The following is a 25,691-nucleotide window of genomic DNA, read 5'->3' on the forward strand; positions in this document are numbered from 1 at the left end:
TCATCGGTTATTTGCGCAACAGGCGCAGGCCATTGAACACCACCAGCAGGGCCACGCCCATGTCGGCGAAGACTGCCATCCACATGGTCGCCAGCCCCAGGAAGGTGACCACCAGGAAAATCGCCTTGATCACCAACGCCAGGGCGATGTTCTGCTTGAGGATACTCGACGTTTGCCGGGAGAGCCGAATGAAAGCCGGGATCTTGCGCAAATCATCGTCCATCAGCGCCACGTCGGCGGTTTCGATGGCGGTGTCGGTACCGGCGGCGGCCATGGCAAAACCGATTTCGGCGCGGGCCAGTGCCGGGGCGTCGTTGATGCCGTCGCCGACCATGCCTACGCGGCGGCCTTGACTGTACAGGGCCTCGATGGCGTGCAGTTTGTCGGTGGGCAACAAGTCGCCCTGGGCCTGATCGATGCCGACTTGAGCCGCAATGGCCTGGGCGGTGTGGGTGTTGTCGCCGGTGAGCATCAGGGTCTTGATGCCCAGTTCGTGCAGTTGCTGGATGGCTTCACGGCTGCTGTCCTTGACCGTGTCGGCCACGGCGAACAGCGCCAGCGGGCCGGACTTGTCGAGCAACAGCACCACGGACTTGCCTTGTTTTTCCAAGGCAAAGAGTTTTTCCTCCAGCGCCGGCGAGCACAGGCCCAGGTCTTCCACCAGGCGGTGGTTACCCAAGTGATAGGTTTCGCCGTTGATGTCGCCGCGCACGCCGCGTCCGGGCAGGGCCTCGAAGTTATCCACAACGTGGCCCGGCAGGTTTTTATCCACAGCCGCATTGGCGATGGCCAGGGACACCGGATGGTCGGAGCGCCCGGCCAGGCTGGCGGCCAGGGCCGGCGCGCTGTCTTGCACATTCGGGAACAGCGCCAGGTAATCGGTTTGCACCGGCTTGCCGTGGGTGAGGGTGCCGGTCTTGTCCAGGGCCAGGTAGTCGAGCTTGTAACCGCCCTCCAGGTACACGCCGCCCTTGATCAGGATGCCTTTGCGCGCCGCCGCCGCCAGGCCGCTGACAATGGTCACCGGGGTGGAAATCACCAGGGCGCAGGGGCATGCGACCACCAGCAGCACCAGGGCGCGGTAGATCCAGTCGAACCAGGCGCCCGCCATGAACAGGGGTGGAATCAGCGCCACGCCCAATGCGAACAGGAACACGGCCGGGGTGTAAATCTTCGAGAAACTGTCGACGAAACGCTGGGTCGGCGCCCGCGCGCCTTGGGCCTGTTCCACGGCATGAATGATGCGCGCCAGGGTGGAGTTGTTGGCGGCCGCGGTGACTTTATATTTCAGGGCGCCGGCCTGGTTGATGGTACCGGCGAAGACTTTATCGCCCACGGTCTTTTCAATCGGCAGGCTTTCACCGGTGATCGGCGCCTGGTCGATGGTGGACTGGCCGGCGGTGACCTCGCCGTCCAGGCCGATGCGTTCGCCGGGCCTTACCCGCACAATCGCGCCGAGATCAATGCCTTTGACCTCTTTTTCAACCCAAGAACCGTCCGCCTGTTGCACGGTGGCCTGTTCCGGGGTCATCTGCATCAAGCCACTGATGGCGTTGCGCGCACGGTCCAGGGACTTGGCTTCGATCAATTCGGCGACGGTGAACAGGAACATCACCATGGCCGCTTCCGGCCACTGGCCGATCAGGATTGCGCCGGTCACGGCGATGCTCATCAGGGCATTGATGTTCAGGTTGAAGTTTTTCAGGGCAATCCAGCCCTTTTTATAGGTGGTGAGGCCGCCGCTGAAAATCGACACCAGCGCGACGACTGCGATCACCCAGGTGGGCGCGGCGTTGGTGAAGTGCAGCACTTCGGCACCCAGTGCGCCGACGCCGGACAACGCCAGCGGCCACCAATGTTTCTTGGCGACAGGCGCGGCGGCGGGCGCGCCCTCTTCAAGCGGATCGGCTTGCATGCCCAAGGATTTGATGGCGTCGATGATCGGCGCGGTGCTCGGCAAGTCATGAGTGACGCCGAGGATGCGGTTGATCAGGTTGAATTCCAGCTGGTGCACACCGGCGAGCTTGCCCAGTTTGTGCTGGATCAGCGTCTGCTCGGTGGGGCAGTCCATGGCTTCGATGCGGAACGTGCTCAGGCGCGCGCCGGCGGTGGGCGCCTCGCTCAGTTGCACCACCGCAGGAGCCGGGGTGCTGGAGCAGCACGAGCCGCTGTGGCCGTGGTTCTGGGCAGGATTATGCGCAGGCGTCAGCTTCTTCTCGCCGTGGTCATGGTCATGTTTGTGCGGGGTGTGGATCGAATCGCTCATCAGGTCGCGTCCGTAAAGGTGCCTGTTGCCAAGTAAAGACCCTGTAGCCACTATAGGGTCAAGCACCCATTTGGAGATTGCTGCGATGAAGATCGGCGAACTGGCCAAACTCACCGACTGCCCGGTGGAAACCATCCGTTACTACGAGAAGGAAGCCCTGCTGCCGCCGCCGGCGCGCACCGACGCCAACTACCGCGTATACACCCAGGCACACACCGAGCGGCTGATCTTCATCCGCAACTGCCGCAGCCTGGACATGACCCTGGAGGAAATCCGCAGCCTGCTCGGGCTACGCGACAGCCCCCAGGACCAGTGCGAAAGCGTGAATGCGTTGATCGATGAGCATATCCACCATGTAAAAGCGCGGATCGACGGGCTGCTGGCGTTGCAGGAGCAATTGCTGGACCTGCGCCAGCGCTGTGGTGGCGGGGATCATTGCGGGATTCTGCAGCGGCTGGAGGTCAGCGGGAGTGTCCAGGCCAGTGAAGCTGAGCCGTCACATGTGGGCCGAAGCCACGGTCACTGATCTGGCGTGAAATGCAGTCCAAATGTGGGAGCTGGCTTGCCTGCGATAGCGGTGTGTCAGCGCCTGATATGTGTCTGATACACCGCTATCGCAGGCAAGCCAGCTCCCACAGTTCTAACCGAGTTAGCCTTTAGATCGCCACGTCAGCCTTGATGCTTGGATCGGCGTCGTAGCCCACGATCTCGAAGTCTTCGAACTTATAGTCGTAGATCGAAGCAGGCTTACGCTTGATCACCAGTTCCGGCAGCTTCTTCGGCGTACGCGCCAGTTGGGTACGGATCTGTTCCATATGGTTGCTGTAGGCGTGGGTGTCGCCGGTGGTGACGATGATCTCGTGGGGGACCAGGTCGCATTGCTGGGCCAGCATGTGGGTGAGCAACGCCAGCGCGGCCGTGTTGTACGGCAAGCCGAGGAACACATCCGAGCTGCGGATGTACAGCTGCATCGACAGATGACCGTCATGCACGAACGCCTGGTACAGCAGATGGCACGGCGGCAAGGCCTGCTTGCCGTTGCGTGCGTTTTCCTGCGGGCTTTTGGTTTCGTCCGGCAGGTACTCGACGTTCCAGCCGTGGAACAGGATGCGGCGGCTGTTGGGGTTGGTCTTGAGCGTGTGCACCATGTAATCGATCTGGTTGATCGTGCCGCCGTCCTTGGTCGGCCAGGCGGTCCACTGCTCGCCGTACACCGGGCCCAGGTCGCCGTCTTCGGTGGCCCATTCGTCCCAGATTTTTACGCCGTTTTCGTTGAGCCACTTGATGTTGGTATTGCCACTCAACATCCAGATCAGCTCGTTGGCGATGCTTTTGAAGTGAAGCTTCTTGGTGGTCAGCAGCGGGAAGCCGTCGGCCAGGTTATGCCGGTACTGACGGGCGAACACGGCCTTGGTGCCGGTGCCGGTGCGATCGCCCTTGGTCAGCCCGTTGGTCACGACGTCGTTCAAGAGTTCGAGATATTGCTTCATGTGTGTACCCGTATCGTTGAAGCCGAGGCTCTGGAGCAAAAGCCTCGGCATTCGAATTTAAAGCGCGGTGTTCTTGATCGGTTGCGGGCGATTGTACGCCCACCACAACAGGCCCAGGCCGCCAAGGATCATCGGCAGGCTGAGGATTTGGCCCATGGTCACCCAACCGAACGCCAGGTAGCCCAACTGCGCATCCGGCACGCGCACGAACTCGACGACAAAGCGGAAGATCCCGTAGAACAACGCGAACATGCCCGACACCGCCATGGTGGGCCGTGGCTTGCGCGAAAAGAGATACAGGATAAGGAACAGGGCCACGCCTTCCAACGCGAACTGATAGAGCTGCGACGGATGGCGTGGCAGTTGCGCCGGGTCGCTGAACGGCGGGAATACCATGGCCCATGGCACGTCGGTCGGCTTGCCCCACAGTTCGGCATTGATGAAGTTGCCGATACGCCCGGCGCCCAGGCCGATCGGCACCATCGGTGCGATGAAGTCCATCAACTGGAAGAACGACTTGCCATTGCGTCGGCCGAACCACCAGGCGGCGATCATCACGCCAATAAAGCCGCCGTGGAACGCCATGCCGCCCTTCCACACTTCGAAGATCAGCGTCGGGTTGGCGATATAGGCGGAAAGATCGTAAAACAGCACATACCCCAGGCGCCCGCCGACAATCACGCCCATCGACAGCCAGAAAATCAGGTCGGAGAGTTTCTCCTTGGTCCAGGTCGGGTCGAAACGGTTCAGGCGTCGGGAGGCCAGAAACCAGGCACCGCCGATGCCGACCAGGTACATCAGCCCGTACCAGTGGATTTTCAGCGGACCGATGGCCAGGGCCACCGGGTCGATCTGCGGGTAAGGCAGCATTGCGACTCCTCGTTAATCATTCGTTATAGCGACCGGACCTTGCCCGGGCGCGATTAAGCCTGCATTACTCAGGTTGTTTAAAGCAAAAAGTTGATGCCGACACAGAACAGCAGCCCGGCGAACAACCGCTTGAGCAAGCGCGGCGACAACCGGTGTGCCAGGCGTGCGCCGAAGCGGGCAAACACCATGCTGGTCAGGGCAATGCCCAACAGCGCCGGCAAATACACGAACCCTAGACTATGAGCGGGCAACAACGGGTCATGCCAGCCCAGAATCATGAAACTCAATGCGCTGGCCAGCGCGATCGGCAGGCCACAGGCGGATGAAGTGGCCACGGCCTGCTGCATCGGCACGCTGCGCCAGGTCAGGAACGGCACGGTCAGCGAGCCGCCGCCAATCCCGAAGATCGCCGAGGCCCAGCCAATAAACGTACCCGCCAGGGTCAGGCCGACCTTGCCCGGCACCGTTCGGCTGGGGCTGGGCTTGACCTCCAGCGCAAGCTGCACGGCCACCAGCAAGGCGAATACACCGATGATTTTTTGCAGGTGAGGGCCGGAAATCGCCTCGGCGGTCAGCGCGCCAAAGCCTGCGCCGATCAGGATACCCACGGTCATCCACACAAATATCGGCCAACGCACCGCGCCACGCCGGTGATGCTCGCGCACGGCATTCACCGAGGTAAAGATGATCGTCGCAAGTGAAGTGCCGACGGCCAGGTGGGTCAGCACCTGCGGGTCGAAGCCCTGCAAGGTGAAGCTGAACACCAGCACCGGCACGATGATGATCCCGCCGCCCACGCCAAACAGTCCGGCAAGCACACCCGCACAGGCGCCGAGCAGCAAATACAGCAGAAATTCCATGGGAGCCCCCGAACCAAGTCCGGCATGTTAACGGATGGAAGGCGCGCAACCCAACTGGAGACGATGGAACGCCTGTGCCTGAGTGGGTAAAGTGGCAAAAACACAAAGGGAAATCGCCTGATGTGCCTGATTGTATTCGCCTGGCGGCCGGGCCACGCCCAGCCGCTGATCGTTGCGGCCAACCGCGATGAGTTCTACGCCCGCCCCAGCCTGCCGCTGGCCCAGTGGCCGGATGCGCCGCACGTGTATGCCGGCCGCGATCAGGAAGCGGGCGGCACCTGGCTGGGGGTGAGTGCCGACGGACGCTTCGCCGCCTTGACCAACATCCGCGACCCGCACCAGCCGCCGACACGCAAATCACGCGGTGAGTTGGTGGCGCGGTTTCTCAGTGGTTCGCTGCCGATCGAGGATTATTTGGCCGATGTTAACGGCCGTTCGATTGAATATGCCGGGTTCAACCTTCTGGTGGGCACGCGGGATGAGCTGTGGCACTACAACGCCAATCAGACCGAACCCACGCGCTTGGAAGCCGGGGTGTATGGGCTGTCCAATGCCGGGCTGGATACGCCTTGGCCCAAGCTGCTCAAGGCCAGGGCGGCGTTGAGCGAAGTACTGGAAGATCCACAACCTGAGGCGTTGCTGGCGATTTTGAGTGATCCGCAGACGGCAGCGTTTGCCGAACTGCCGGATACCGGTGTGGGCTTGGCGACGGAAAGCCTGCTGTCGAGCGTGTTTATCGCCAGCCCGAGTTACGGGACGCGGGCAAGTACAGTGTTGATTGTGAATGCCGACGGGACGCGGCGGATGGTGGAGCGCAGTTTTGGGCCGCAGGGTGGCAGGCTGGGTGAGGTAGAGCTGAGGATTTGATGGCGCCTGGACTGGCGCCATCGCAGGCAAGCCAGCTCCCACATTTGGAACGCATTCCCCTGTGGGAGCTGGCTTGCCTGCGATGGCCGCGACGCGGTCTAGAGGGTTTTCGCCGACGCCGGGTTGATCATGCGCGTCAGCCCGAGGTTCTTCAGCGCCAATTGCAACGAGCTGTGGATAACTTGCGGGTTGTTGATGGTCATCAGCTCCGCCAGCAGATCCTTGGCCATGCTCAATTCAACCTGGCGCAACATCTTGTGAATGCCGACGGGACGCGGCGGATGGTGGAACGCAGTTTTGGGCCGCAGGGTGGCAGGCTGGGTGAGGTAGAGCTGAGGATTTGATGGCGCCTGGACTGGCGCCATCGCAGGCAAGCCAGCTCCCACATTTGGAATGCATTCCCCTGTGGGAGCTGGCTTGCCTGCGATGGCCGCGACGCGGTCTAGAGGGTTTTCGCCGAGGCCGGGTTGATCATCCGCGTCAGTCCGAGGTTCTTCAGCGCCAATTGCAACGAGCTGTGGATAACTTGCGGGTTGTCGATGGTCATCAGCTCCGCCAGCAGGTCCTTGGCCATGCTCAATTCAACCTGGCGCAACATCCACTTCACCTTTGGCAAGTTGGTGGCGTTCATCGACAGGCTGTCAAAGCCCATCGCCATCAACAGCACCGCCGCCGCCGGGTCGCCGGCCATTTCACCGCAGATGCTTACCGGCTTGCCTTCGGCATGGGCGTCGCGCACTACGTGTTGCAAGGCTTGCAGCACCGCCGGGTGCAGGTAGTCGTAAAGGTCGGCCACCCGTGGGTTGTTGCGGTCCACGGCCAGCAGGTATTGGGTGAGGTCGTTGGAGCCCACCGACAGGAAGTCCACCTGCCGCGCCAGCTCCTTGGCCTGGTATACCGCCGCCGGAATTTCGATCATCACGCCAATTGGCGGCATCGGCACATCGGCGCCTTCGTCGCGCACTTCGCCCCAGGCACGGTGGATCAGGTGCAGCGCCTCTTCCAGCTCATGGGTGCCGGAGATCATCGGCAGCAGGATGCGCAGGTTGTTCAGGCCTTCGCTGGCCTTGAGCATGGCGCGGGTCTGCACGAGGAATATTTCGGGGTGGTCGAGGGTCACGCGAATGCCGCGCCAGCCAAGGAAGGGGTTGTCTTCCTTGATCGGGAAATACGACAGTGACTTGTCGCCGCCGATGTCCAGGCTGCGCATGGTCACCGGCAACGGGTGGAAGGCTTGCAATTGCTCGCGATAAATCGCCAGCTGCTCCTTCTCGCTCGGGAAACGCTGGTTGATCATGAACGGCACTTCGGTGCGGTACAGCCCCACCCCTTCGGCGCCGCGCTGTTGCGCGCGGGCCACATCGGCGAGCAGGCCGGTGTTGACCAGCAGCGGCACACGGTGGCCATCGGTGGTCACGCACGGCAGCTCGCGCAATGAGTCCAGGCCCAGCGCCAGCTGTTTCTCTTCTTCCACTACTTCGGCGTACTGCTTGCGCAGCAGCTCGCTGGGGTTGGTGAAGACTTCGCCACGATGGCCGTCGACGATCATGTCGATGCCGTCGACCTTGGAGTACGGCAGGTCCACCAGGCCCATCACCGTCGGGATGCCCATGGCCCGGGCCAGGATCGCGACGTGGGAGTTGCCCGAACCGAGTACCGACACCAGGCCCACCAGTTTGCCTTCCGGCACTTCGCCGAGCATGGTGGCGGTCAGCTCTTCGCTGATAAGGATGGTGTTGTCGGGGTAGACCAGGTTGGTGGTGCGGTCTTCCTGCAGGTAGGCCAGCAGACGGCGGCCGAGGTCGCGCACGTCCGAGGCGCGCTCGCGCAGGTAGGCGTCGTCCATCAATTCGAAACGGTTGACGTGATCGGTCACCACCTGGCGCAGCGCGCCCTGGGCCCACTGGCCGGTCTTGATCACGGTCTTGACTTCGTTACCCAGGGAGGCGTCGTCGAGCATCATCTGGTACACGTCGAACAACGCGCGCTCTTCAGGACGCAACTGGGTCGCCAGCTTGGTCGACAGGTTGCGCATGTCGGCGCGCACGCCTTCCAGGGCGGTCTTGAACAGTTTGATTTCGGCGTCGATGTCTTTGACGGTCTTGTCCGGCACTACGTCCAGGTCCGCCGGCGGCAACATAACCACCGCCGTACCGACCGCAGCGCCCGGCGAACCCGGCACGCCCACGAACTTGGCTTCCTGGATGCCCTTGCCCTCGCGGCCCAGGCCACGGATCGAGCCCGTCGCTTCGGCGTGGGCGATAACCCCGGCCAATTGCGCGCTCATGGTCACCAGGAAGGCTTCTTCACCTTCGTCGAACTGGCGCCGCTCTTTTTGCTGGATGACCAACACGCCGACAACGCGACGGTGGTGAATGATCGGGGCGCCGAGAAACGAGGCGTAACGCTCTTCGCCGGTTTCGGCAAAGTAGCGGTAACGCGGGTGATCGGCCGCGTGTTCAAGGTTCAGGGGTTCTTCACGCGTCCCCACCAGGCCCACCAGACCCTCGTTGGGCGCCATGCTGACCTTGCCGATAGAGCGTTTGTTCAGGCCCTCGGTGGCCATCAGCACAAAACGGTTGGTCTCGGGGTCCAGCAGGTAAACCGAGCAGACCTGGCTGCCCATGGCTTCCTTGACGCGCAACACAATAATCCCCAACGCCGCCTTGAGATCCTTGGCGGAGTTAACTTCCTGGACGATCTTGCGCAGCGTATTGAGCATGGCTCGGGGTCGAACTCCGTCGTCAGTCGCGCGCTAAAAGGCGCGGGGCAAGCTCTTTGAGCGCGCGACGATAAACCTCGCGCTTGAATGTCACCACCTGGCCCAACGGATACCAATAACTGACCCAACGCCAGCCATCGAACTCCGGTTTACCGGTCAAATCCATCCGCACCCGCTGCTCGTTGGAGATCAGGCGCAGGAGAAACCATTTCTGCTTCTGGCCGATGCACAGCGGTTGGCTGTGGGTACGCACCAGGCGTTGCGGCAAACGATAACGCAACCAGCCACGGGTACAGGCCAGAATTTGCACATCTTCACGCTCAAGGCCGACTTCTTCATTCAACTCACGGTACAAGGCGTCTTCAGGGGTTTCGTCGGGGTTGATTCCGCCTTGAGGAAACTGCCAGGCATCTTGGTTGATTCGGCGAGCCCATAGCACCTGTCCGGCATCATTCGTAAGAATAATCCCGACATTAGGACGGAAACCATCGGGGTCGATCACGGCAACAACCTCGCAAACGCATGTCGCCGCATTGTTCCACAAAGGTTGTTCCAGCGGCAACGAGGCTTCTTACCTTATGTGCACTCTTGTGAAAAGACCGTATTCTGGACGCCTTTTTACAGACTTTTCAGCGAGTAACTGCAATGCGCCTGGCTTTATTCGACTTGGACAACACCCTTCTGGGCGGTGACAGTGACCACGCCTGGGGCGATTACCTGTGCGAACGCGGGATTCTCGACCCGGTGGCCTATAAAGCCCGCAACGATGAGTTCTACCAGGATTACCTCGCCGGCAAGCTGGATAACGCCGCCTACCTGAACTTTTGCCTGGAAATCCTCGGCCGCACCGAGATGGCCCAGCTCGATGAGTGGCACAACGACTATATGCGCGACTGCATCGAACCGATCATGTTGCCGCGGGCTGTGGAACTGCTGGCCAAGCACCGCGCCGCCGGTGACAAGCTGGTGATCATCACCGCCACCAACCGTTTCGTCACCGCGCCAATTGCCGCACGCCTGGGCGTGGACACCCTGATCGCTACCGAGTGCGAGATGGAAAACGGCCGCTATACCGGGCGCAGCACTGATGTGCCGTGCTTTCGTGAGGGCAAGGTGACGCGGTTGAACCGTTGGCTGGAAGAAACCGGCTTCAGTCTGGAAGACAGCTATTTCTACAGCGACTCGATGAATGACCTGCCGCTGCTGGAGCAGGTGACTCATCCGGTGGCGGTGGATCCGGACCCGAATCTGCGGGCTGAGGCCGAGAAGCGCGGCTGGCCGGTGATTACGCTGCGTAGCTGATGGCCTTATCGCGGGCAAGCCCGCTCCCACATTCGACCGCGTTGCCCTTGAAGAAACCGGATCAACTGTGGGAGCTGGCTTGCCTGCGATGCAGTCGACTCGGTCCAATGCCTTACATGGGCTTGGCCACCATCAAATAGAAAATCACCATGAATGCCAGGAACGCCGGCCACCCCAGGCCAAACCACCAGCGCATATAGGTCGCCGCCTTGAGCGGCATCGCCGTGCCTTCCCTCAGCGCCTGCTCCGCCATTTTGTGCACACGAATCTGCAACCACACCACCGGCAGCCAGCAGATCCCCGCCAGCACGTACAACCCGAACGTCCATTGCAGCCAACTCTGCTGCAACGACCACCCCGCCAGGTGCATCAAGCCGATGCCGCTCAACGGCTGGAACACCGCCGTGGTCGCGGTAAACGCCCAGTCGGCGAACACCAGGTGCTTGAAGGTCACGGCGATGACTTCCACCTTGCCGCTGCGCCAGGCGCGCAGCGCGTAATAAGCCGAGCCAGCGCCCAGGCCGAACAGGACGGTGGATGACAGGATATGCAGGGTTTTCAACAGCAGGTAAGCGCTCATCGACGGGGCTCAGTCCAAAATAACCATAAAGTGGCCACCATCAACACCAGGTTCTTGGCGACGGCGGCATAGGGGTCGAACCAGTAGTGGGGCAAAATCACGCTGATACACAGGGTGTAGCCGGTCATCAGCAGCAGTTGCAACATCAGGGCTGGGCGCCGCCAGCGCCGGACCAGCAGCCCCAGGCCCAGCAGAGCATCGCACAGCGCACCGCCGATCACGGCCAGCATCGCCCAGGCACCGTGCACGCCGGCTTGCGCCATGATGCGCAAGCCCCAGTCGTATCCCGGCCCCAGGCACACGGCTGCGGTGCCCAGCCAGATCAGCACCAGCACCGCCAGCATCAGGGGCCGGATCGTGAGCTGGCTGCTCACGGCCGCTGTCGGCCAGCCCTGCAAACGCGAGGACAACGGCGCCGCCGAATAGCCGCAGACCGAAGCCAGCACCTCGGGGTCGGCCACGTTGCCCTGTTGCGCCAGGGTGATACTTTGTCTGTTGAGCGCGCGCCAACCCAGGCGGTCGCCCATCCAGCCGCCCAATTTCAGCAACGGGGCTTGCACGTATCGACCCGGCCCCCAGCCTTGGGCGGCGCGCAAATGATCGATGACCTGGCTCAGCCGCATCGGTTCAGGCCCCACCAAGGGCAATACCATCGATTCGGCAGGCCAGCGCCGCAGCAGCGCCAGCACGGCACCGACCACGTCATCGATGTGCACCGGTTGCAGGTGGGCCTTGAGGTCCAGCAGCGGGATCAGCGGCCAGGGCGAAAGCGCAGCGAGCCAGGCGCTGCTGGCGCCGCCCTCACCCACCACCAATGAGGGGCGCAGCACCACTGAATGGATGTTCAGGCCGAGCAGGTAATCGTCAGCTACGCCTTTACTGGCAAGAAAAGGCACGTCGGCCTGCGTTGAGGCGCCCAAGGCCGATATCTGCAGGACCCGAACGCCACGCCGCGCCGCCAGATCAAACAACGCGCAAGTGCCCCGATCCTGCACCCGGCTTAATTCGGCCGCATCCACGCTCAGCAGACCGGCTGCATTGATCAATACATCAACGGACCCGGGAAAGTTGAAAGCTTCGGGGTCAGTAGCCAGCAGGCCCAGATCCAGCGAGCGCCACTGCACCCCAGGCCAATCCTGGCTTCGAGGCTCGCGACAGGTTGCAACCACGCAGTGCCCCGCTTGCTGCAAGGCCCACAACAGGTGGCGCCCGACAAACCCGGTGGCGCCAACCAGAAGAATGTTCATGAAACTCCTTTAGACCGGTTTGGCACCCATCAACCCGGCAATCGCCACAAAACCCACCAGGCTGACCACCGCCAGCACGAGGGTGAAATTCAGGCTGCCACCCTCGCCCTTGCGCAGCCGATTGAGCCGCGCCACCAGCCAGAACCACGCCAGCGCCGCTACGGTGTAAAGGATGCTGGACCCCAGGATCCAGGTCTGCCCCAACGGCCAGCCAACAAGGTGCACCAGCCACCAGCCGGTGAACGGCATGCTGACCAGGCAAACGCCCATCAATAACCAGATGAAGGCCCACGGCCGCTGCACCATCACCGCCGGACCGGCGCTGCGTTTGCGCCAGGCCAGCAACGCCAGGCCAAGGCCACTGAGCAGCAACAACACGGTGGCCGCGATGTGGATAACTTTCAGGGTGGTCAGGGTTTCCATGTCATCTTTCCTTAAAGGCCGTCCCCACCAGCGTAGCCGCTCAGCCGAGGAACAGGGTGTAGGCCGGGTTATCGCTTTCATCCCAGTAAGGGTAGCCAATCGCTTCCAGCGCGGCCGGTACCAGGTGACGCTCGTTCGCCGGCACTTGCAGGCCGGCGACCACACGGCCATCGGCTGCGCCGTGGTTGCGATAGTGGAACATCGAGATGTTCCAGCGCCCGCCCAATTTGTTAAGAAAGTTGAACAAGGCACCCGGGCGCTCCGGGAATTCGAAGCGAAACACCACCTCATCGCTGACCTTGGCCGCGTGCCCGCCGACCATATGACGGATGTGCAACTTGGCCAGTTCATTTTCAGTCAGGTCCAGCACCGGGAAACCCTGGCTGGTAAGGCTGGCGATCAGCGCGCTGCGTGGGTCGTTTTCCGGGTGCGTCTGCACGCCGACGAAAATGTGCGCCTCGCTGCCGGTGTGGTAGCGGTAGTTGAATTCGGTGATCTGGCGCTTGCCCACGGCCTCGCAGAAGGCCTTGAAGCTGCCGGGTTTCTCGGGGATGGTCACGGCGATGATGGCTTCGCGCCCTTCACCCAGCTCGGCGCGCTCGGCCACATGGCGCAGGCGGTCGAAGTTGACGTTGGCACCGGAGTCGATGGCCACCAGCGTCTGCCCCGTAACGCCGCGGGTCTCGACGTACTTCTTGATACCGGCCACACCCAATGCCCCTGCCGGCTCAGTGATGGAACGGGTGTCGTCGTAGATGTCCTTGATCGCCGCACAGATTTCATCGGTGCTCACGGTGATCACTTCATCGACATAGTCTTTGCAGATTTCAAAGGTGTAATGGCCGATCTGCGCCACTGCCACGCCATCCGCAAACAGGCCCACGGTCGGCAATACCACGCGCTCACCCGCCGCCATGGCGAGCTGCAGGCAGTTGGAATCGTCCGGCTCGACGCCGATGATCTTGATCTCCGGGCGCAGGTATTTCACATACGCCGCGATACCGGCGATCAGCCCGCCGCCGCCCACCGGCACGAAGATCGCATCCAGCGGCCCTGGGTGCTGGCGCAGGATTTCCATCGCCACGGTGCCCTGCCCGGCAATGGTGTGCGGATCATCGTAGGGGTGAATGTAGACGTAGCCTTTTTCGTCGACCAGCTTCAGCGAATAGGCCAAGGCTTCCGGGAAGGAATCGCCATGCAGCACCACTTTGCCGCCACGGGAGCGCACGCCTTCGACCTTGATCTCCGGCGTGGTCTTGGGCATCACGATGGTAGCTTTGACCCCCAGCACTTTGGCCGCCAGGGCCAGGCCCTGGGCGTGGTTGCCGGCCGAGGCCGTGACCACGCCGCGCGCACGCTCTTCACCGGTCAGTTGGGTCAGCTTGTTGTAGGCACCGCGAATCTTGAACGAGAACACCGGCTGCAAGTCTTCACGCTTGAGCCAGACCTTGTTGCCCAGCCGCTCGGAAAGCTGGCGGGCGGTCTGCAAAGGGGTTTCTACGGCAACGTCGTAAACGCGCGAGGTAAGGATCTTTTTGACGTAGTGTTCAAGCATCGGCGCAGGTTCACTTGGGCGGGTTGGACAGGGCCAGGGAGTCTAACCCAGCGTTTGGCCGGGCGACCACACGAATCCCGAGGTTTTGTTGGGTTATACTCGCGCCCCCCTTTAGTTCCCGCCCGTTCCGGAGCCCGCATGACCCAGGATCAACTCAAACAGGCAGTGGCCCAGGCCGCTGTCGATTTAATCCTTCCCAAACTCGACGACAAGAGCATCGTCGGCGTCGGCACCGGCTCCACCGCCAACTGCTTCATCGATGCGCTGGCCAAACACAAAGGCGCGTTCGACGGCGCCGTGGCCAGCTCCGAAGCCACCGCCGCGCGCCTCAAGGGTCATGGCATTCCGGTGTACGAGCTCAACACCGTGAGCGACCTGGAGTTCTACGTCGACGGCGCCGATGAAAGCGACGAACACCTGAACCTGATCAAGGGCGGCGGCGCGGCCCTGACCCGCGAGAAGATCGTCGCAGCCGTGGCCAAGACCTTTATCTGCATCGCCGACGCCAGCAAGCTGGTGCCGGTACTCGGCGCGTTCCCGCTGCCGGTGGAAGTGATCCCGATGGCCCGCAGCCACGTAGCTCGCGAGCTGGTCAAACTGGGCGGCGACCCGGTGTACCGCGAAGACGTGTTGACCGACAACGGCAACATCATCCTCGACGTGTTCAACATGCAGATCACCGATCCGGTGAAGCTGGAGACGCAGATCAACGCGATCGTCGGCGTGGTCACCAACGGTCTGTTTGCCGCGCGCCCGGCGGATGTGTTGCTGCTGGGCACCTCCGAAGGTGTCAAAACCCTCAAGGCCTGATGCAAATCGGCTGTGCTTTTTGTGGGAGCTGGCTTGCCTGCGATGGCATCGACCCGGTTTGACTGACAGACCGAGGTGGCTGCATCGCAGGCAAGCCAGCTCCCACAGGGGTTCAGCAGCGTGCTCAGGAATCCGGTTTTTTGAAGACGTAGAACAGGTTCGGCTCGCTGGTCAGGTACAAGTTACCGTCATCGTCCATCGCGATCCCTTCCGCCTGGGGCACGCGCTTTTTCAGGCCATGGCGCCCGTTGAGCAGTGACAGACTGCTCAGCGGGCGACCGTCGATATCCAGCTCCAATACCAGGAACGACTCATCCGACAGCGCCAGCAAATGGCCGCTGCGCTCATCGTATTGCAGGCTCGACAGGTCACGCACAAACAATCCTGCGTCGCGCTTGGGGTTGTTGATCACATGCACCGAGTAGGTTTTTTCCGGTTTGAAATGGGGGAAGCCGTGGACCTCGTAGATCAGCATCGGGTCGCGCTCCTTGGCCACGAACAGGCGCTTGCCTACCGAGTCATAGGCCAGGCCTTCAAAGCCTTTATTGCCGCCAACGTGCAGGCCCAGGGTCATTTGCTCCGCATCGGCGGCGTCGAGAAACTGCGTGTCGTCATCCACATGCACCTTGATCAGGCGCTGCTGGCGTTCATCGCTGATGACATAGATGTTGTCGCTGATAAATTCCACCGCTTCCGCATCGCCAAACCCCACCAAGGGGATGCGTCGCAGGATTTTGCCCTCCAAGGACAGTTCAATCAGCTCGGCATTTTTATTGGTGACGGTAAACAGGCTTTTGCGCACAGGGTCGTAGGTCAGGGCCGAAACATCGTCATTGAGCCCTTCGATTACCTGAGCCTCGATGGCCACACGGTAATCCGCCAGGCCAATGGAGCGCTCATTGGCCGGCTGGCGCCACGCTTGCCAGTTGAACCAGGCGCGCTCGAACAGGCGAAAGTGCTGCGCAACGGCCCCGGCGCTGACCAGAGCGATCAGCGCAAGAAGAAAGAAGATAGATTTGGGGCGGACTAGTCGTCGCATTGGGCGGGCTCAAAATCAAAAGTGGCGAATGAATATCACGCCTGTCTGAATTTAAACTTAAACGCACCACGGTGTCTGGCCAATGCCGCTTTTAGAGAAATATCCGACGTGATTTATCTGCTATTTCTGCTTTTCGAAGCGATAGAACAGATTTGGCTCACTGACCATGTAGAGCGTGCCGTCCTCGTCCATGGTCACCCCTTCCGCGCGTGGAATGGTGTTTTTGAGGCCGTTAAACCCGCCGAGCAAAGTCATGAAGCTGACCTGCCCGCCCTTCTCGTCCAACTCCAGCAACAGATGGGAATCGGCCGATAGCATCAGCAGATGGCCCGTGCGAGGGTCGACGGCCAGGGCAGAGAGGTTACGCATGTCCAGTTCGGAACTGGCCCGCTTTTGCTTGTCGCCGGCCAACGTCTGGCTGCCGTCGCTTTTCCAGGTAAACAGCGCCGGCGGGCGCTCTTCGCCCAATATCAGCTGTTGGTTGCGCTTGTCCCAGGTAACGGCTTCAAACGCTTTGTTCTGGTCCTTGGACGGGCCCAGGTCATACGTTGGGAAGTCAGCCTTGTTCAATTGCTGGGTGGCGGCGTCGACCTTGACGATGGACAGGCTGTGCTGGCGCTCGTCGACTACGGCGATCAGGCCATTTTCCATCACCGCCACGCCTTCCGGGTTATCCCAGCCGTTGAGCGGCATCTTGCGCAGCACCTCGCCTTGCAGGCTCAACTCGACGAGGAACGGGTTCTTGCCCATCACTGCAAACAGGGTTTTGGTCTGAGGGTTGTAGGCGATGTCGGACGCTTCGTCCTTCTCCATCCCCAGTAAAAGCTTGCCGTCGATGACCGCATGGTAGTCCGGCAGCCACACGCTTTCCTGGCGCTCGGCGGAAGTTTCGAAGCCTTCAAGCACCCACAGCACACCGCGATCATCCCAGTGCATGATCCAGGCAACGCCGTACACGATCACGCCGGTCAGCAGCAGCCAGGAGTACCAGCGCAGGGCAAAACGAGAACGCGGCTTGGGTGTGGCGGAGGGCAGAGGCACGGCCATTGGGCGCTTTTTCCGGAAAGTCAGCATTAGGGGGGATAGCACAAGGCCAAGGATTATCCGGATGGCGTGTGAAAAAAATGCAAAACCTTGGATTTTGCGGCTCACACAAACCCTTGTGGGAGCCGGGCTTGCCCGCGATGCAGGCGACTCGGTGTGTCAGTCACACTGAGGCGATGCTATCGCAGGCAAGCCAGCTCCCACATGTAGACTGCATTCAACTATCAGCGAACGCTGCTTTCGAAGCGATTCACACCCGACAACTCCAGCACCAGCTCATCACCCACATTCAGCGGACCCACGCCAGCCGGGGTGCCGGTGAGGATCACGTCGCCCGCTTGCAGCGAGAAGCAGCCGGCCATGTGCTGGATCATCGGGATGATCGGGTTGAGCATTTGCGAGCTGTTGCCGTTCTGACGCACTTGGCCATTGATGCTCAGGCGAATGCCGATGTCGGTCACGTCCGCAAAGGTACTGCTGACCACAAACGGTGCAATCACCGCCGCGCCGTCGAAGGACTTGGCGATTTCCCACGGCAGGCCCTTGGCCTTCAGCTCGGCCTGCTTGTCGCGCAAGGTCAGGTCCAGGGCCGGAGCGAAGCCGGAGATGGCATCCAGCACTTCTTCACGGCTTGGCTTGTTCGACAGAGGCTTGCCGATCAGTACCGCGATTTCCGCTTCGTAGTGCACCGAACCGCGCTCGGTCGGGATGCTGAAACCGCCTTCCAACGGCACCACGCAACTGCCCGGTTTGATGAACAACAACGGCTCGGTCGGTACCGGGTTGTCCAGTTCCTTGGCATGTTCGGCGTAGTTACGCCCGATACACACCACTTTGCCGACCGGAAAGTGGATGTTGGTGCCGTCGACGTACTTGTGCTGGTAGCTCATGAAACGACTCCTTCAGGGGCGGTTAAACAGCGAAGATCTTGCCAGGGTTCATGATCCCGTTGGGGTCGAACACGGCTTTCACTGCTTTCATGTATTCGATTTCAACCGGCGAACGGCTGTAGGTCAGGTAATCGCGCTTGGTCATGCCCACGCCGTGCTCGGCGGAGATCGAACCGTTGTACTTCGCAACTGTTTCAAATACCCACTTGTTCACGGTGGCGCACTTGGTGAAGAACTCATCCTTGCTCAGGGTTTCCGGCTTGAGGATGTTCAGGTGCAGGTTGCCGTCGCCGATGTGGCCGAACCAGACGATTTCGAAGTCCGGGTAGTGTTCACCGACAATCGCATCGATTTCCTGCAAGAACGCCGGCACTTTGGAGACGGTGACCGAAATGTCGTTCTTGTACGGTGTCCAGTGGGAAATGGTCTCGGAGATGTACTCGCGCAGCTTCCACAGGTTGTGCAACTGGGTTTCGCTCTGGCTCATCACGCCGTCCAGCACCCAGCCCTGCTCGACGCAGTGCTCGAAGGTTTCCAGGGCATGGTTGGCGACTTCTTCAGTGGTGGCTTCGAATTCCAGCAGCGCATAGAACGGGCACTCGGTTTCGAACGGCGCTGGCACGTCGCCACGGCCGAGGACTTTGGCCAAGGCCTTGTCCGAAAAGAACTCAAAGGCGGTCAGGTCGAGCTTGCTCTGGAACGCGTGCAATACCGGCATGATCGAGTCGAAGTCGGTGGTACCCAGCACCATCGCGGTAAGGTTTTTCGGTGCACGGTCCAGGCGCATGGTGGCCTCGACCACGAAGCCCAGGGTACCTTCGGCGCCGATGAACAGCTGGCGCATGTCGTAGCCGGTGGCGTTCTTGATCAGGTCGCGGTTCAGTTCCAGCACATCGCCCTTGCCGGTGACGACCTTCATGCCCGCCACCCAGTTGCGGGTCATGCCGTAGCGAATCACCTTGATGCCGCCGGCATTGGTGCCAATGTTGCCGCCAATCTGGCTGGAACCGGAGGACGCGAAATCCACCGGGTAGTACAGGCCGTTTTCTTCGGCGACGTTCTGCAATTGCTTGGTGACCACGCCCGGCTGGCACACGGCGGTGCGGTCGGTGAGGTTCACGTCGAGGATCTGGTTCATGTAGTCGAACGACACCACCACTTCGCCATTCGCCGCCACGGCGGCTGCCGACAGGCCGGTACGCCCGCCGGAGGGCACCAGCGCTACCTTGTGCGCATTGGCCCAACGCACGATGGCCTGTACCTGCTCGGTGGTCTTGGGGAAGACAATGGCGGTCGGCGCGGGTGCGAAGTGCTTGGTCCAATCCTTGCCGTAAGCCTCCAGGGAGTCGGCGTCGGTCAGCACTTTGCCGGGCTCAACCAGGGTCTTCAGCTCATCAATCAGGGCAGGATGGGTCATCGACAGAACTCTCGAACAATTCATGGTCATCCTGAGAACGCTTCACGTCGCAGGAATAGGTGTTTAGCGGGGCGCGTATGCTAGCATACCGCCCCCGCAGGACAGACCCAAAGGGCGTTTCTGCGGTGACGGCTTTCCTGCCGTCCGGGTCAGCTTACGTGATCCGATTCCCTGCCATTTTTCTCCGGGATACAGGTTTACGCAGATGAGCAAGACTTCTCTCGATAAGAGCAAGATCAAGTTCCTTCTTCTGGAAGGCGTCCACCCATCGGCTGTCGACGTTCTGAAAGCCGCCGGGTACACCAGCATTGAGTACATCACCAGTTCTCTGCCGGAAGCCCAGCTCAAGGAAAAGATCGCCGACGCGCACTTTATCGGCATTCGCTCACGCACTCAGCTGACCGAAGAGATCTTCGACCACGCCAAGAAGCTCGTGGCGGTTGGCTGTTTCTGCATCGGCACCAACCAGGTCGACCTCAACGCAGCGCGCGAGCGTGGCATCGCGGTGTTCAACGCACCGTACTCCAACACCCGTTCCGTTGCGGAGCTGGTGCTGGCCGAGGCGATCCTGCTGCTGCGCGGTATCCCCGAGAAGAACGCTTCCTGCCACCGTGGCGGCTGGATCAAAAGCGCGGCCAACTCCTTCGAAATCCGCGGCAAGAAGCTGGGCATCGTCGGTTACGGCTCGATCGGTACGCAGCTGTCGGTACTGGCAGAAGGCTTGGGGATGCAGGTGTTCTTCTACGACACCCTGACCAAGCTGCCGCTGGGCAACGCCACGCAAGTGTCGAGCCTGACCGAGCTGCTGGGCATGTCCGACATCGTCACCCTGCACGTTCCGGAAACCGCTGAAACCCAGTGGATGATCGGCGAGAAGGAGATCCGCGCCATCAAGAAAGGCGGGATCCTGATCAACGCCGCACGCGGCACCGTGGTCGAGCTGGACGCCCTGGCCGACGCGATCAAGGACAAGCACCTGATCGGCGCCGCCATCGACGTGTTCCCGGTGGAGCCACGCTCCAACGACGACATCTTCGAAAGCCCGCTGCGTGGCTTGGACAACGTGATCCTGACCCCGCACATCGGCGGCTCCACCGCTGAAGCCCAAGCCAACATCGGCCTGGAAGTCTCGGAAAAGCTGGTCAAGTACAGCGACAACGGTACCTCGGTATCGTCCGTCAACTTCCCGGAAGTGGCCCTGCCGGCTCACCCTGGCAAGCACCGCCTGCTGCACATCCACCAGAACATTCCTGGCGTAATGATGGAGATCAACAAGGTCTTCGCGGAAAACGGCATCAACATCTCCGGTCAGTTCCTGCAGACCAACGAGAAGGTCGGCTATGTGGTGATCGACGTCGATGCCGAGTATTCGGACCTGGCGCAAGAGAAGCTGCAGCACATCACCGGCACGATTCGTAGCCGCGTGTTGTTCTAACGTTTCAAACGCCGCATAAAAAATGGGAGACCCGCAGGGGTCTCCCATTTTTTTGTCTGAACAACGCTTACTTAACGTTAACCGTGATGACTTTCGAGGCGACAGTGGGCTCGAATTGGCGATGCACGTTATCGCCAGCCACCAGTTGCAAGGTGTGCTTGCCTGGGCTCAGGGTCAGTTCGGTTTCGGTTTGCGCCTTGCCGAAATGAATCGAAGTAGCAGTGGCCGGGATGGCTTCGTCCGCCTTAAGCGCCTTCACATCCTGATCCACCAGCAGGTGGTGGTGGCCGGCGCCCGGCACCTGCTTGTCGATCGGCTCCAGGTCCAGACCCTTGACGCCAAATTTGACGGTGAAGGTTTTGTCGACGGTAGCGCCGTCTTTAGGCGAGACGATAAACACCTCGGCCCCTTTGGGGGCAGGCGTACGAGGAACATCAGCGGCATTGGCCAACATCGAGGCGCCCAGCAACACGCTGGCCAGGGTTGCACGTGACAAAAGGGCTTTCATTCGCTTCTCCAGTTTTTCTGTGAAATCTGTAGGGGGATGACAACTTCGTGACAAATTGCTGTCCAAGGCACTCGACACCATAGCAAAGCGATGCTGAACGGCGCCTCGCACATCTGAATTTTCTAGGAGTGACCATGCGCTTTTCGCCTGGCCTGTTACTGCTGCTTCCTCTTCTGAGCCCATTGGCCCATGCCGAATTGATCGACGACGTCAATGACCGTGGCGAATTGCGCATCGCCGTTGAAGCCAACACACCGCCGTTCAATTTCAAGGAAGGCGACAAACTCACCGGCTTCGAAGTGGAGCTGGGTGAGCAACTGGCCAAGGAGATGGACGTGCGCCCCTCGTTTATCACCACCGATGACACCGACCTGCTGCCGGGGGTGGAAACCGGCAAGTACGACGTGGCCATCAACCATATCGCTATGACTGCCGCGCTGCAGGATCGTTTCGATTTCAGTGCGCCTTACAACGAGAAGCCTGAGCTGGCGATACCGTTTCAGAAGGGTAATCCAGCGTTCAAGGTAAGTCTGGACGGGGCGTTGAAGCGGGTGAAGGACGACGGGCGATTGAAGGCACTGGCGCAGAAATGGTTGGAAGGCGACACACCAGTAGTCAAGGCACAGTAGATCCATTGTGGGAGCTGGCTTGCCTGCGATAGCCATAGGTATCTACACAACGTTCAAAGGCTGACAAATCTCCCTGTAGTGAGCGGGCTTGTCCCGCGCTGGGTGGCGAAGCCGCCCCAGTAAAGACACCGCGCAGTTTCAGAAAAACCCAATTCGCCTGGTTTGGGGCCGCTTCGCAGCCCAGCGCGGGCGGTGCGACGATTCGTCAAGCCCGCTCACTACAAAATGTGTAGATACCGATCCGCCATCGCAGGCAAGCCAGCTACCACATTTGACCTATCATGGCTTCACAGAGCTGGGCAGGCTCAAAACGGCTCGTTGCCCCGCCGGCGAAACCAGCCGGTGAGGGACAGGCGTTCACGCGTGGCGGGCATGACTTCGTGCGGCACTTCGCCCGAGAGGAACACCACCAGGCAACCGCCGATGGGCACCACGTCGTATTCGACGCCGTCCTTGAGGTACATGCGCAACTGGCCGCCATGCTCGGGCAGCCAGGCGTCGTTCAAATAGATGACCGCCGAGACCATGCGCCGGTCATCGTCGCGGAAACGGTCCAGGTGCTTGAGGTAAAACGCTCCCGGCGGGTACATCGCAAAGTGGCTTTCGAAATCTTCCAGGCCAAGGAAAAGGCCGCGGTTCATCGCTAGGCGCAGGCTGTCCATGATCGTCATGTAACTCTCGCAGACTGGCGCATCGCCCTCTTCCAGCCACTGGATATGGTCACCGCGAATGCCCTCGCGGATTTCCTGGGCCGGGCCGCGTCCAACCGCCGCCGGGGCCAGTTCACCCTCGGCCGCACGTTTACGGCACTCGGCCGCCAGTTCCAGGGTCAGAGCCTGGGGCAGGAAGCCGTCCTGCCGGGACCAGCCCTTTCCGGCCAGGTCGTCGACAATGCGTTGCAGCAAGGGGTGATCGAGGGGTATTTGCATGGCGCGCATAGTATCCATACGCCTGTGAATCCGACAGAGCCGCCGAGCGTCTGAATACACTTTAGTCAGGTGACTGATAGGACTTCTCGACAAATCCTACGCCCGACACGGACAATAGTGGCCGACTGACAGGAGTCCATATGCGTCGTTTGTTTTTTTCCTTGTTGATGTTCTGCGTTTTGCCCGCTTGGGCAGACGGCCATGACCAGTTGTACACGGTCGCCGGCTGGGCCGAACAACGTGCGCATTTCAATGACGCCCTCAGTGCCGCCCAGCAGCGCTACCGCAACAGCCTGCCGCCGGCGGTGTACCAGGCGCTGGTGGACAACAGCAATAAGCGGTTTGCCGCCCAGGCCATGGACCAGCGTGCCGAAGCGCAATTGCGCAAGCACTTGGCGGACCCCAAACCCGCCTTGGCGTTTTTTCAATCGCCCTTGGGCCGCAAGATTGTGGCCGCCGAGTTGCAGGCCACCCGCCGCGACCAATTGGCGAAAAACGCCCAGGGATTGCCGAAAATCGAAGCCGACGCCACCCGCAGCCTCATCATCGGCCACCTGGCCCAGGCGCTGCCGGCCCGTGAAGCCGGCGCCGAAGTCAGCCTGGCGATTGCCGGTGTGGCGGCCGATAGCCTGAGCCAGATGATCCCCGGCCTGTTGGGCGGCGGTCAGGCACAGGGCATGTTGAACGGCCAGCGTGAGCGGTTGATGCAGCAGATCGACAAGGACCTGAACAACACCCTGTTGTATGTCTATCGGGATTTGTCTGACCCGGAGCTGGAAGAATTCGCGACCTTTGCCGAATCGCCGGAGGGCAAGGCGTATTACCAGGCGGCGTTAGCGGCCATACGTGCCGGGCTTGCTGTCGGCCAGAGTACCTCCAGCCTGGCGCAGTAACCTGTGGGAGCTGGCTTGCCTGCGATGGCGGTGGTGACTGACACACCGCTATCGCAGCATAGGTATCTACACAACTTTCAAAGGCTGAAAAATCTCCCTGTAGTGAGCGGGCTTGTCCCGCGCTGGGTGGCGAAGCCGCCCCAATAAAGGCATCGCCGAGCTTCAGGTAGAATCCGGTCGCCTGGTTTGGGGCTGCTTCGCAGCCCAGCGCGGGACAAGCCCGCTCACTACAAAGATGTGTAGATACCTATGCCCATCGCAGGCAAGCCAGCTCCCACAGTTGGATCGTGTTACTTCAGGTGGTCCGTCAAATACTTAAAGTACTCCTCGCGAATCTGCGCAATCTCATTCGCCAAATGATGCCTGCCACGCGCCAGCATCAACACCTCGGGCTGGTCGAACTTGCTGCGCAGCACCTGCAGGTTGTGCTGCCAGTCCACCGTCATGTCCTCCTCGCCCTGCACAATCACCGGCCGCCTCGGGCTGCGCGGCGCGGCTTCGATGCGTTTGATCCAGCGCGCCAATGCGCCCACCCAGGCAGTCGGCAGTTGGCGTGGCTGCAGCGGGTCGGCTTCAAGGAAAGGTTTGAACGCGGGATCGTGGGTGTTCTCGCTGAACCGCCGCGCGATGCCGTTGACGAACGGCCGCAGCAGGTAATAGCTGAGTTGCGACCAGCCCCAGGCACGTGGCCGCACCAACGGCGACAGCAGGAAGGTCTTGCCCTGGGCCGGGCTGCCAGCGCCATGGTTGAGCAGGTGATCCACCACCACCGCCCCGCCGGTGCTTTGCCCGAACAAGTGCCAGGGCTGCGGCAGTTGCAGTGCCTCGGCCTGGCTGAACAGGGCCTGCACCACGTCCTGATACACCGAAAATTCATCGATGCTGGCGCGCGGGCCGCTGGATAAACCATGGCCGGGCAGGTCGCAGGCGATCACCACGAACCCCTGGTCCAGCGCCCAGTCCACCACATGTCGGTACAACCCCATGTGGTCGTAGAAGCCGTGGAACAGGAACATCGTCGCCACCGGCACTGGCGGCCACCACACCTGGGCGACCACCTCAAAGCCATCCACCCCGAAACGCCCCAGCCGGCTCACCACCGGGACGGTGCGTGCAGCCAGATCCAGCCCATAGAAACGCTGGTAGACCCGCGCCTCGGCCGAAAGCGGTTGCGCATCCACCAGGGGCCGCAGGCTTTCGCGCAGATGATCGGGGTCAAAGGTCACAGGCATAAAGGGTTCCAGACTGACGGCAGAGATGAATTTCAAGCTGCGATATTCATCTGTCAGGACAAGCATGGCAAGCTACGCGACCTTCGAGGATACATCTGAATGCGACAGCCCCACCGCACCGCCTTGTTCGCCAGCCTGATCCTGGTTATCTGCGCCGGCGTGCTGTGGGTGGCCTATGACTGGTTCCAGGGCCGCTACCTGCGCGCCTTCAGCGAACACACGGCGGTCTTCTCCGGTGACCCGCTGAGGCTGCCGGCCGAGCTGGCGGGCCCGGGTCCGATCCGCCTGGTGCACTTCTGGGACCCGGCCTGCCCCTGCAACGTTGGCAACCAACAGCATCTGGGCGAGTTGATCGAGCAATACGCGCCCAAAGGCGTCGAGTTCTACGCCCTGCAAAAACCCGGCAGCCACGGCCAACTGCCCGAGAACCTGCGCAGGATGAAAATTCTCGATGCCCTGCCCGGCGCTGATCAAGTGCCGGCCAGCCCAGCCGTGGGCATCTGGGATCGCAGCGGCAAGCTGGCCTATTTCGGGCCCTACAGCGAAGGCCTCACGTGCAATTCCAGCAACAGCTTCATCGAACCGATCCTGCAGGCCCTTGAAGCGGGGCGCGCGGTGAATGCCACGCACACCCTGGCGGTGGGCTGCTATTGTTCGTGGCCAAAAGGCTCGTAGCTGCCACC

25 protein-coding genes and 2 pseudogenes are annotated in these 25,691 nt (G+C 61.2%); 9 read left to right on the top strand and 18 right to left on the bottom strand.

Going from position 1 to position 25,691, the window contains the following annotated elements; all coding sequences use genetic code 11:
* Positions 1 to 7 precede the first annotated feature (7 nt).
* A complete protein-coding gene (locus BLL36_RS13355; RefSeq protein ID WP_076951907.1) occupies positions 8 to 2,266 on the bottom strand; it encodes a heavy metal translocating P-type ATPase in 2,259 nt (752 codons plus the stop codon).
* A gap of 85 nt (positions 2,267 to 2,351) precedes the next feature.
* On the opposite strand from BLL36_RS13355, the gene cadR reads away from it, so the two are divergent.
* Entirely contained in the window at positions 2,352 to 2,792 is a 441-nt protein-coding gene (gene cadR, locus BLL36_RS13360; protein ID WP_076951908.1) for a Cd(II)/Pb(II)-responsive transcriptional regulator, read from the top strand.
* A gap of 130 nt (positions 2,793 to 2,922) precedes the next feature.
* Here cadR and BLL36_RS13365 read toward each other — a convergent pair whose 3' ends face one another.
* From BLL36_RS13365 to BLL36_RS13375, 3 genes are all read right to left on the bottom strand, one after another.
* Positions 2,923 to 3,756 carry a thymidylate synthase gene (locus BLL36_RS13365; protein WP_076951909.1) on the bottom strand — a complete coding sequence of 278 codons (834 nt, stop codon included), beginning with the start codon at positions 3,754 to 3,756 and terminating at the stop codon, positions 2,923 to 2,925.
* A 57-nt stretch (positions 3,757 to 3,813) separates the two neighbouring features.
* Positions 3,814 to 4,626 carry a prolipoprotein diacylglyceryl transferase gene (gene lgt / locus BLL36_RS13370; protein ID WP_076951910.1) on the bottom strand — a complete coding sequence of 271 codons (813 nt, stop codon included), beginning with the start codon at positions 4,624 to 4,626 and terminating at the stop codon, positions 3,814 to 3,816.
* A gap of 77 nt (positions 4,627 to 4,703) precedes the next feature.
* Positions 4,704 to 5,486 carry a sulfite exporter TauE/SafE family protein gene (locus tag BLL36_RS13375; RefSeq protein WP_076951911.1) on the bottom strand — a complete coding sequence of 261 codons (783 nt, stop codon included), beginning with the start codon at positions 5,484 to 5,486 and terminating at the stop codon, positions 4,704 to 4,706.
* Between the two features lie 120 nt (positions 5,487 to 5,606).
* Between BLL36_RS13375 and BLL36_RS13380 the strand changes: the two genes are divergently transcribed.
* The gene (locus tag BLL36_RS13380) at positions 5,607 to 6,353 is read left to right on the top strand and encodes an NRDE family protein (RefSeq protein WP_076951912.1); all 747 of its coding nucleotides are present in this window, start codon (positions 5,607 to 5,609) and stop codon (positions 6,351 to 6,353) included.
* Positions 6,354 to 6,451: 98 nt separating this feature from the next.
* Here the strand turns inward: BLL36_RS13380 and BLL36_RS31685 are convergent.
* Positions 6,452 to 6,607 (bottom strand): annotated as a pseudogene (locus BLL36_RS31685) (hypothetical protein); the annotation flags it as partial.
* Between the two features lie 3 nt (positions 6,608 to 6,610).
* On the opposite strand from BLL36_RS31685, the pseudogene BLL36_RS31285 reads away from it, so the two are divergent.
* A pseudogene (locus BLL36_RS31285) lies at positions 6,611 to 6,697 on the top strand (NRDE family protein); the annotation flags it as partial.
* Between the two features lie 98 nt (positions 6,698 to 6,795).
* On the opposite strand, the gene ptsP reads toward BLL36_RS31285, so the two are convergent.
* Both ptsP and BLL36_RS13395 read right to left on the bottom strand, forming a co-directional pair.
* The gene (gene ptsP / locus BLL36_RS13390; protein ID WP_076951914.1) at positions 6,796 to 9,075 is read right to left on the bottom strand and encodes a phosphoenolpyruvate--protein phosphotransferase; all 2,280 of its coding nucleotides are present in this window, start codon (positions 9,073 to 9,075) and stop codon (positions 6,796 to 6,798) included.
* Positions 9,076 to 9,097: 22 nt separating this feature from the next.
* Positions 9,098 to 9,577 carry an RNA pyrophosphohydrolase gene (locus tag BLL36_RS13395; protein ID WP_003176750.1) on the bottom strand — a complete coding sequence of 160 codons (480 nt, stop codon included), beginning with the start codon at positions 9,575 to 9,577 and terminating at the stop codon, positions 9,098 to 9,100.
* Between the two features lie 143 nt (positions 9,578 to 9,720).
* On the opposite strand from BLL36_RS13395, the gene BLL36_RS13400 reads away from it, so the two are divergent.
* Positions 9,721 to 10,377: a histidinol-phosphatase gene (locus tag BLL36_RS13400; protein WP_076951915.1), complete on the top strand. Its 657-nt coding sequence runs from the start codon at positions 9,721 to 9,723 to the stop codon at positions 10,375 to 10,377.
* A gap of 112 nt (positions 10,378 to 10,489) precedes the next feature.
* Here the strand turns inward: BLL36_RS13400 and BLL36_RS13405 are convergent, their stop codons facing one another.
* From BLL36_RS13405 to ilvA, 4 genes are read right to left on the bottom strand one after another with little or no spacing between them, the layout of a single operon-like run.
* Positions 10,490 to 10,957, bottom strand: coding sequence for a DUF2269 family protein (locus BLL36_RS13405; RefSeq protein WP_076951916.1), 468 nt, complete (start codon positions 10,955 to 10,957; stop codon positions 10,490 to 10,492).
* Positions 10,954 to 12,204 (bottom strand): SDR family oxidoreductase, encoded by a 1,251-nt coding sequence (locus tag BLL36_RS13410; protein ID WP_076951917.1) that lies wholly within the window; start codon positions 12,202 to 12,204, stop codon positions 10,954 to 10,956. Before BLL36_RS13410 ends, BLL36_RS13405 begins: the two co-directional genes overlap by 4 nt.
* A gap of 9 nt (positions 12,205 to 12,213) precedes the next feature.
* Positions 12,214 to 12,627, bottom strand: a complete 414-nt coding sequence (locus BLL36_RS13415; protein WP_076951918.1) for a DUF2269 family protein — start codon at positions 12,625 to 12,627, stop codon at positions 12,214 to 12,216.
* A 40-nt stretch (positions 12,628 to 12,667) separates the two neighbouring features.
* The gene (gene ilvA, locus BLL36_RS13420) at positions 12,668 to 14,182 is read right to left on the bottom strand and encodes a threonine ammonia-lyase, biosynthetic (protein ID WP_076951919.1); all 1,515 of its coding nucleotides are present in this window, start codon (positions 14,180 to 14,182) and stop codon (positions 12,668 to 12,670) included.
* Positions 14,183 to 14,320: 138 nt separating this feature from the next.
* Between ilvA and rpiA the strand changes: the two genes are divergently transcribed.
* Positions 14,321 to 14,992 carry a ribose-5-phosphate isomerase RpiA gene (gene rpiA, locus BLL36_RS13425; RefSeq protein ID WP_076951920.1) on the top strand — a complete coding sequence of 224 codons (672 nt, stop codon included), beginning with the start codon at positions 14,321 to 14,323 and terminating at the stop codon, positions 14,990 to 14,992.
* Positions 14,993 to 15,116: 124 nt separating this feature from the next.
* On the opposite strand, the gene BLL36_RS13430 is transcribed toward rpiA, so the two are convergent.
* The 4 genes from BLL36_RS13430 to BLL36_RS13445 form a co-directional block, all read right to left on the bottom strand.
* Positions 15,117 to 16,031 carry an SdiA-regulated domain-containing protein gene (locus BLL36_RS13430; protein ID WP_076951921.1) on the bottom strand — a complete coding sequence of 305 codons (915 nt, stop codon included), beginning with the start codon at positions 16,029 to 16,031 and terminating at the stop codon, positions 15,117 to 15,119.
* Positions 16,032 to 16,151: 120 nt separating this feature from the next.
* Positions 16,152 to 17,078 (bottom strand): SdiA-regulated domain-containing protein, encoded by a 927-nt coding sequence (locus BLL36_RS13435; protein WP_076951922.1) that lies wholly within the window; start codon positions 17,076 to 17,078, stop codon positions 16,152 to 16,154.
* Positions 17,079 to 17,299: 221 nt separating this feature from the next.
* Positions 17,300 to 17,965 carry a fumarylacetoacetate hydrolase family protein gene (locus BLL36_RS13440; protein ID WP_076951923.1) on the bottom strand — a complete coding sequence of 222 codons (666 nt, stop codon included), beginning with the start codon at positions 17,963 to 17,965 and terminating at the stop codon, positions 17,300 to 17,302.
* Between the two features lie 22 nt (positions 17,966 to 17,987).
* Complete coding sequence (locus tag BLL36_RS13445; protein WP_076951924.1) at positions 17,988 to 19,382, bottom strand: FAD-binding oxidoreductase; 1,395 nt, start codon at positions 19,380 to 19,382, stop codon at positions 17,988 to 17,990.
* A gap of 205 nt (positions 19,383 to 19,587) precedes the next feature.
* Here BLL36_RS13445 and serA point away from each other — a divergent pair, with 205 nt between their 5' ends.
* The gene (gene serA / locus BLL36_RS13455) at positions 19,588 to 20,817 is read left to right on the top strand and encodes a phosphoglycerate dehydrogenase (RefSeq protein ID WP_076951925.1); all 1,230 of its coding nucleotides are present in this window, start codon (positions 19,588 to 19,590) and stop codon (positions 20,815 to 20,817) included.
* A 67-nt stretch (positions 20,818 to 20,884) separates the two neighbouring features.
* Here serA and BLL36_RS13460 read toward each other — a convergent pair whose 3' ends face one another.
* Positions 20,885 to 21,325 carry a DUF4399 domain-containing protein gene (locus tag BLL36_RS13460; RefSeq protein ID WP_076951926.1) on the bottom strand — a complete coding sequence of 147 codons (441 nt, stop codon included), beginning with the start codon at positions 21,323 to 21,325 and terminating at the stop codon, positions 20,885 to 20,887.
* Between the two features lie 134 nt (positions 21,326 to 21,459).
* Between BLL36_RS13460 and BLL36_RS13465 the strand changes: the two genes are divergently transcribed.
* Positions 21,460 to 21,954, top strand: a complete 495-nt coding sequence (locus tag BLL36_RS13465; protein ID WP_076951927.1) for a transporter substrate-binding domain-containing protein — start codon at positions 21,460 to 21,462, stop codon at positions 21,952 to 21,954.
* A 305-nt stretch (positions 21,955 to 22,259) separates the two neighbouring features.
* On the opposite strand, the gene BLL36_RS13470 is transcribed toward BLL36_RS13465, so the two are convergent.
* Positions 22,260 to 22,892, bottom strand: a complete 633-nt coding sequence (locus BLL36_RS13470) for a 2OG-Fe(II) oxygenase (protein WP_076951928.1) — start codon at positions 22,890 to 22,892, stop codon at positions 22,260 to 22,262.
* A 131-nt stretch (positions 22,893 to 23,023) separates the two neighbouring features.
* Here BLL36_RS13470 and BLL36_RS13475 point away from each other — a divergent pair, with 131 nt between their 5' ends.
* Positions 23,024 to 23,776 (top strand): DUF2059 domain-containing protein, encoded by a 753-nt coding sequence (locus BLL36_RS13475; protein WP_076951929.1) that lies wholly within the window; start codon positions 23,024 to 23,026, stop codon positions 23,774 to 23,776.
* Between the two features lie 290 nt (positions 23,777 to 24,066).
* On the opposite strand, the gene BLL36_RS13480 is transcribed toward BLL36_RS13475, so the two are convergent.
* Positions 24,067 to 25,008, bottom strand: coding sequence for an alpha/beta hydrolase (locus BLL36_RS13480; protein ID WP_076951930.1), 942 nt, complete (start codon positions 25,006 to 25,008; stop codon positions 24,067 to 24,069).
* 99 nt (positions 25,009 to 25,107) lie between these two features.
* On the opposite strand from BLL36_RS13480, the gene BLL36_RS13485 reads away from it, so the two are divergent.
* Positions 25,108 to 25,683 carry a DUF6436 domain-containing protein gene (locus BLL36_RS13485; protein ID WP_076951931.1) on the top strand — a complete coding sequence of 192 codons (576 nt, stop codon included), beginning with the start codon at positions 25,108 to 25,110 and terminating at the stop codon, positions 25,681 to 25,683.
* Positions 25,684 to 25,691: the final 8 nt, after the last annotated feature.

It is taken from the genome of Pseudomonas cedrina subsp. cedrina (genome assembly GCF_001983175.1).
GTDB classification, from domain to species: Bacteria; Pseudomonadota; Gammaproteobacteria; order Pseudomonadales; family Pseudomonadaceae; genus Aquipseudomonas; species Aquipseudomonas cedrina.

Excerpts from the sequence above, each read along its gene's own strand:
- BLL36_RS13355 (WP_076951907.1), bottom strand. The coding sequence starts at position 2,266 with ATGAGCGATTCGATCCACACCCCGCACAAACATGACCATGACCACGGC.
- cadR (WP_076951908.1), top strand. The coding sequence starts at position 2,352 with ATGAAGATCGGCGAACTGGCCAAACTCACCGACTGCCCGGTGGAAACC.
- BLL36_RS13365 (WP_076951909.1), bottom strand. The coding sequence starts at position 3,756 with ATGAAGCAATATCTCGAACTCTTGAACGACGTCGTGACCAACGGGCTG.
- lgt (WP_076951910.1), bottom strand. The coding sequence starts at position 4,626 with ATGCTGCCTTACCCGCAGATCGACCCGGTGGCCCTGGCCATCGGTCCG.
- BLL36_RS13375 (WP_076951911.1), bottom strand. The coding sequence starts at position 5,486 with ATGGAATTTCTGCTGTATTTGCTGCTCGGCGCCTGTGCGGGTGTGCTT.
- BLL36_RS13380 (WP_076951912.1), top strand. The coding sequence starts at position 5,607 with ATGTGCCTGATTGTATTCGCCTGGCGGCCGGGCCACGCCCAGCCGCTG.
- ptsP (WP_076951914.1), bottom strand. The coding sequence starts at position 9,075 with ATGCTCAATACGCTGCGCAAGATCGTCCAGGAAGTTAACTCCGCCAAG.
- BLL36_RS13400 (WP_076951915.1), top strand. The coding sequence starts at position 9,721 with ATGCGCCTGGCTTTATTCGACTTGGACAACACCCTTCTGGGCGGTGAC.
- BLL36_RS13405 (WP_076951916.1), bottom strand. The coding sequence starts at position 10,957 with ATGAGCGCTTACCTGCTGTTGAAAACCCTGCATATCCTGTCATCCACC.
- BLL36_RS13410 (WP_076951917.1), bottom strand. The coding sequence starts at position 12,204 with ATGAACATTCTTCTGGTTGGCGCCACCGGGTTTGTCGGGCGCCACCTG.
- BLL36_RS13415 (WP_076951918.1), bottom strand. The coding sequence starts at position 12,627 with ATGGAAACCCTGACCACCCTGAAAGTTATCCACATCGCGGCCACCGTG.
- ilvA (WP_076951919.1), bottom strand. The coding sequence starts at position 14,182 with ATGCTTGAACACTACGTCAAAAAGATCCTTACCTCGCGCGTTTACGAC.
- rpiA (WP_076951920.1), top strand. The coding sequence starts at position 14,321 with ATGACCCAGGATCAACTCAAACAGGCAGTGGCCCAGGCCGCTGTCGAT.
- BLL36_RS13430 (WP_076951921.1), bottom strand. The coding sequence starts at position 16,031 with ATGCGACGACTAGTCCGCCCCAAATCTATCTTCTTTCTTCTTGCGCTG.
- BLL36_RS13435 (WP_076951922.1), bottom strand. The coding sequence starts at position 17,078 with ATGGCCGTGCCTCTGCCCTCCGCCACACCCAAGCCGCGTTCTCGTTTT.
- BLL36_RS13440 (WP_076951923.1), bottom strand. The coding sequence starts at position 17,965 with ATGAGCTACCAGCACAAGTACGTCGACGGCACCAACATCCACTTTCCG.
- BLL36_RS13445 (WP_076951924.1), bottom strand. The coding sequence starts at position 19,382 with ATGACCCATCCTGCCCTGATTGATGAGCTGAAGACCCTGGTTGAGCCC.
- serA (WP_076951925.1), top strand. The coding sequence starts at position 19,588 with ATGAGCAAGACTTCTCTCGATAAGAGCAAGATCAAGTTCCTTCTTCTG.
- BLL36_RS13460 (WP_076951926.1), bottom strand. The coding sequence starts at position 21,325 with ATGAAAGCCCTTTTGTCACGTGCAACCCTGGCCAGCGTGTTGCTGGGC.
- BLL36_RS13465 (WP_076951927.1), top strand. The coding sequence starts at position 21,460 with ATGCGCTTTTCGCCTGGCCTGTTACTGCTGCTTCCTCTTCTGAGCCCA.
- BLL36_RS13470 (WP_076951928.1), bottom strand. The coding sequence starts at position 22,892 with ATGCGCGCCATGCAAATACCCCTCGATCACCCCTTGCTGCAACGCATT.
- BLL36_RS13475 (WP_076951929.1), top strand. The coding sequence starts at position 23,024 with ATGCGTCGTTTGTTTTTTTCCTTGTTGATGTTCTGCGTTTTGCCCGCT.
- BLL36_RS13480 (WP_076951930.1), bottom strand. The coding sequence starts at position 25,008 with ATGCCTGTGACCTTTGACCCCGATCATCTGCGCGAAAGCCTGCGGCCC.
- BLL36_RS13485 (WP_076951931.1), top strand. The coding sequence starts at position 25,108 with ATGCGACAGCCCCACCGCACCGCCTTGTTCGCCAGCCTGATCCTGGTT.